We start from the raw sequence: 5,005 nt of genomic DNA on the forward strand, positions 1-5,005 counted from the left end.
CTTCCACTACAGAATACAGATTGAATTCAATATTCGGGTCCAAAAAAGAGGCCCAATTCGTAAGTGAATTGAACCTCTCAAATTCTCCCCATCAACACCGGTTGACAAAGAGCCAAAATTAAAAGAAATTTTGCTATGGGCAAATAAAAAAGCACCGACCAGCAAGACTGGTTAGTGCTCTTAAGATTATCGTGTCTGTTAACTAGACGCGAGTGACCTTGCCTGATTTCAAAGTCCGAGCTGAAACCCAGACCTTCTTTGGCTTACCGTCCACTAAGATGCGAACCTTTTGCAAGTTCGGCTTCCAAGCGCGACGACTTGAATTCAAAGCGTGAGAACGCTTGTTACCGAAGCGCGTCCGCTTACCGTTGATAAAATCCTTTGCCATGGCGTAAACCCTCCTTTATGGATTCATTACTTTTAAAAAGCAGTGCTTTTTACTCACCTGACTAATTTACCATACTCTTTTGTCGAACGCAATGTTTTCTTTCAAGTAATTTTGCTTGACACTTATTTACCGTCAGAACACGCATTTTGGTCTTCCTATTTCTATTTTTGCGTGGGTTGTGGTAAGATTAATTTCTGTTAAGATTCTATTTCCAGACAAGGAGGCTATTTCCATGGCCGTTAAGATTAAGACTCAGTACGGAACAATTGATATTACCAATGAAGTAATTGCGACCGTAGTTGGGGGTGCCGCGACTGATAATTATGGTGTCGTGGGCATGGCAAGTAAGAATCAGATTCGTGACAATGTTAATGACATTTTACGACGGGAAAATTATGCCCGTGGGGTGGTCGTTCGCCAAGAAGAAAATGGCGTGGCCATCGACGTGTACATCATTGCCAGCTATGGCACGAAGATTTCTGAAGTGTCTCGTAGCGTGCAAGCCAAAGTCAAATATAACCTGGAAACCATGCTGGGGGTTACCGCAAACTCAGTCAATGTGATTGTCCAAGGGGTGCGGGTGTTGGCTGATTAGCCAGACGTACTGAAATCAAGGAGGAAACTTAGTTGAAAGTAACAGAAATTACTAATCTTGAGTTTGGTAAGATGGTCCAAGCCGCCTCGCAAAAGCTAAACCAAAACGCTGATTTTATCAATTCACTCAATGTCTTCCCAGTCCCAGATGGGGATACGGGAACCAACATGAGCCTGTCGCTACAAAGCGGGGCCAAATACGAACGCGATGCGGATAGCACGGCGGTCGGGGTCTTAGCCGTAGCCTTGGCTAAAGGCTTACTGATGGGTGCCCGGGGAAACTCCGGGGTCATCTTGTCCCAAATTTTCCGCGGTTTTTCTAAAAAGTTGGCCGACAAATCAGTTTTGACCGCTCAAGATTTAGCGGATGGCTTCGCAGCTGGCGCAGAAACGGCCTATAAGGCGGTTATGAAGCCAACCGAGGGAACTATCCTCACGGTGGTCCGTGAAGGGGCTCAGGCCGGTTTAAACGCCGCAAAGGAATCCGACGACGTGTTGGTCGTGATGGATGCCGTATTTGAGGCCGCTAAAGCTGCTTTGGCCAAGACACCAGATCTTCTGCCCGTCTTGAAGCAAGTCGGCGTGGTCGATTCCGGTGGCCAAGGGTTGACCTTTGTGCTGGAAGCCTTTAATGATTCACTGAACGGTCGCGTGGCCGAAGAAGGCGACTACCAACCAGACAACGCCGAAATGGATGAAATGATCGAAGCTACCCACCACCAAAGTGTGCAAGGCAAGCTCGATCCCAACAGTATTAAGTACGGTTACTGTACTGAAATCATGGTCCGCATTGGTCGCGGCAAGCAAGTCAAGCATGACTTTGACTACGACACCTTCTACAACTACCTGGCCGGCCTCGGTGACTCGTTGCTAGTCGTGAACGACGAAGAGATTGTCAAGGTCCACGTCCACACGGAACATCCGGGCAAGGTCATTGCCTGGGGCCAAGAATTTGGTGACCTGGCCAAGGTCAAGGTCGACAACATGCGGATGCAACAAGAAACCATCATGGAACACGACGAGGAGTCCGGTAACGCGCCCGTTGCTGCGGCAACTGACGAAGCGCCCGCTGACACGGCGATCATCGCGATTGCGGCCGGCGAAGGTTTAGGCACGTTATTTAAGAGCCTGGGCGTGACGCACGTCGTCAACGGGGGTCAGACCATGAACCCTAGCACCCAAGATATCGTGGACGCCATCAACCAGAGTCAAGCCAAGCGCGCGATTGTATTGCCAAACAACAAGAACATCTTCTTAGCTGCCGAACAGGCCGCTAAGGTTGCGGATATTCCGGCCGTAATCGTTCACTCGAAGACGGTTTCCCAAGGAATGACCGCGATGCTCGGGTACAATCCGGACGCCGAATTGGACGAAAACCAATCGGCCATGGAAGACAATTTGAGCGCCGTGAAGAGTGGGCAAGTCACCCACGCTATTCGCGACACCCAGCTTGATGGCTTTGACATCAAGGAAGGCAACTACATGGGCATCGTCGACGGCACCATCAAGGTGACCGACGCCGATCTCTTGACGACCGCCGTGGCGACCGTTAAGGCCATGTTAGATGATGATAGTGAAATTATTACGATTATTTATGGTGCCGATACGACGGCCGAAGTGGCTGAACAGCTGCAACAACAGGTCGCTGCATTGGATGACGACTTAGAAACAGAAGTTCATGAAGGGGACCAACCGGTTTACCCATTCTTGATCTCGGTTGAATAACCGGTAAACGAAAAAAGATTGGGCTGACTGTCCAGTCTTTTTTTCGCTATCTAACTGACGGGAGGGAACAAAATGACAAGTTTAAGTGACAGCGTGGCAGCCTTGCCGGGGGTCGGTCCCAAGCGGGTTCAGGCATTAAACAGCCTAGAGATTGAAAATATCAATGACCTTTTGACGTACTTTCCCTTCCGTTACGAAGATCTGCAGGCCAAGGACCCCGCGGAATTGACCGACCAGGCCAAGGTCACGTTGAAGGGAACCGTGGCCGGAGCGGCTGTCTTGACGCGGTTTGGCCGCAAGAAAAATCGGTTGAATTTTCGGTTGTTGTTGGATGAACACACCGTGATTCCGGTGACGTTTTTCAATCAACCCTGGTTGAAAGACAAGCTAGAAGTCGGCAACGAAATCGTGGTCTACGGCCGGTTCGACGCGAAACGCCAATCGCTGGCGGGGATGAAAATTTTGGCCAGTGCCGACAGTGGCATGGGGTCGATCTACCCGGCCAACAAGGAGATTCGTCAGGGCACGATTCAAAAATTGGTGACGTCGGCCTACGAAACCTATGCGCCGGTGATCGTCGACCTGATTCCCGAGCCATTGCGCGAGCAGTACCGCTTGTTACACCGCAAGCAGATGATCCACGACATGCATTTTCCGGCGGATGGGGCGGCGGCTCAGGCAGCCCGGCGAACGGCCAAATTTGAGGAGTTTTACCTGTTTGAGTTGCGTCTGCAAATCGTGCGTCAACAAGACCACACGCTCCACGGCCAAGCGCTGCATTATGATTTGCCCAAGCTCAAGGCCTTCATCGACTCGCTGCCCTATGAATTGACCGGTGCACAAAAACGGGTCGTCAACGAGATCTGTTTTGACTTGAAACGGCCGGTCCACATGAATCGCCTGTTACAGGGGGATGTTGGTAGTGGGAAGACCGTGGTCGCCGCTATCGCCATGTATGCCGCGATTACGGCTGGGGCTCAGGCGGCCTTAATGGCGCCTACGGAAATCCTGGCTGAGCAGCACGCCAACAATTTGGCCAAGCTGTTCGCCGATTTTCCCGTCAATGTGGCTTTACTGACGGGAGCGACCAAAGCCAGTGCCCGCAAGACGTTGTTGCCACAGATTGCCAAGGGCGGTGTGGACCTATTGATTGGGACGCACGCCTTGATCCAACCGGAAGTGACCTATCACCGGCTGGGATTAGCCGTGATCGATGAGCAACACCGCTTTGGAGTCAACCAACGCCAAGCCTTGCGCGAAAAGGGCCAACAGCCCGACGTCTTAGCGATGACGGCCACGCCGATTCCCCGGACCCTGGCCATCACGGCCTACGGTGAAATGGACGTGTCGGTCATCAACGAACTGCCGGCCGGGCGTCAACCCATCAAGACCACCTGGATTCGCAGCAATCAAGTCGACGCCACGCTGCGGCAGGTCAAGGCGGAATTGAGCACCGGGTCGCAGGCCTACGTCGTCACGCCCCTGATCGAAGAGTCGGAGGCCGTGGACATGAAAAATGCCGAGGCCATTTACGCCCGTTTCAAAGAAGAATTTGAACCCGACTACAAGGTCGGCCTTTTGCACGGGCGCATGAAGGACGATGAGAAAAACGCCATCATGGCAGCCTTTAAGGCCAACGAATTTCAAGTCCTGGTCGCCACGACGGTCATCGAAGTCGGAGTCGACGTGCCCAACGCCACGTTGATGATGATCTATGACGCCGACCACTTTGGCTTGGCGCAACTTCACCAGTTGCGTGGCCGGGTCGGTCGGGGCACACGGGCTTCGGCCTGCATTTTGATTGCGGACCCCAAGAACCAACTGGCCGTGGAACGGATGACGACCATGACCAGTACCAACGATGGCTTCGTGTTATCGCAAAAGGATTTGGAATTACGAGGCCCAGGTGATATTCTAGGAAGAAAGCAGTCCGGGGTGCCCGACTTCAAGGTGGGCGATCCCGTGGCGGACCTAAACATCTTGAGCGCTGCCCAACAGGCGGCTAAGGAAACGGTGGCCGCGCCGGATTGGGCCGACAAGGACGCCAACCTGGCCCTCGCTGCCTTCCTCAGCACCACCGCCCACCAGAACACGACTATGGACTAGGCAGTGGTGTGCTTGGTTGGCCGCCTTGCCGTTCCGCGAAACTAGGCTGGAACGCTGGGGGAGGAGGTCCGAGCTGTTATGATCCCTTTGGGGTTGTCAAATGAAATAATATAATTCATCTGACAATCAACGGAGGGAATATGACATGTCAAAGGTCAAGTTTAGTGCCATGGAGAAGCTGGAGCTAATTAA

General features: G+C 52.3%; 4 protein-coding genes. 3 read left to right on the forward strand and 1 reads right to left on the reverse strand.

From position 1 onward, the window contains the following. Positions 1–202: 202 nt before the first annotated feature. Positions 203–388: a 50S ribosomal protein L28 gene (gene rpmB / locus EGT51_RS12590; protein ID WP_125575175.1), complete on the reverse strand. Its 186-nt coding sequence runs from the start codon at positions 386–388 to the stop codon at positions 203–205. A gap of 232 nt (positions 389–620) precedes the next feature. On the opposite strand from rpmB, the gene EGT51_RS12595 reads away from it, so the two are divergent. The 3 genes from EGT51_RS12595 to recG all read left to right on the forward strand — a co-directional run bounded on the left by EGT51_RS12595 (position 621) and on the right by recG (position 4,813). Next, positions 621–983 carry an Asp23/Gls24 family envelope stress response protein gene (locus EGT51_RS12595; protein WP_135369007.1) on the forward strand — a complete coding sequence of 121 codons (363 nt, stop codon included), beginning with the start codon at positions 621–623 and terminating at the stop codon, positions 981–983. A 32-nt stretch (positions 984–1,015) separates the two neighbouring features. After that, the gene (locus tag EGT51_RS12600) at positions 1,016–2,707 is read left to right on the forward strand and encodes a DAK2 domain-containing protein (RefSeq protein ID WP_135369008.1); all 1,692 of its coding nucleotides are present in this window, start codon (positions 1,016–1,018) and stop codon (positions 2,705–2,707) included. A gap of 72 nt (positions 2,708–2,779) precedes the next feature. Further along, the gene (gene recG / locus EGT51_RS12605; protein ID WP_135369009.1) at positions 2,780–4,813 is read left to right on the forward strand and encodes an ATP-dependent DNA helicase RecG; all 2,034 of its coding nucleotides are present in this window, start codon (positions 2,780–2,782) and stop codon (positions 4,811–4,813) included. The last annotated feature ends 192 nt before the right edge of the window (positions 4,814–5,005 follow it).

The sequence above is a fragment of the Levilactobacillus suantsaiihabitans genome (genome assembly GCF_004745505.1).
In the GTDB taxonomy this organism is placed as follows: Bacteria; Bacillota; Bacilli; order Lactobacillales; family Lactobacillaceae; genus Levilactobacillus; species Levilactobacillus suantsaiihabitans.

Excerpts from the sequence above, each read along its gene's own strand:
- EGT51_RS12595 (WP_135369007.1), top strand. The coding sequence starts at position 621 with ATGGCCGTTAAGATTAAGACTCAGTACGGAACAATTGATATTACCAAT.
- rpmB (WP_125575175.1), bottom strand. The coding sequence starts at position 388 with ATGGCAAAGGATTTTATCAACGGTAAGCGGACGCGCTTCGGTAACAAG.
- recG (WP_135369009.1), top strand. The coding sequence starts at position 2,780 with ATGACAAGTTTAAGTGACAGCGTGGCAGCCTTGCCGGGGGTCGGTCCC.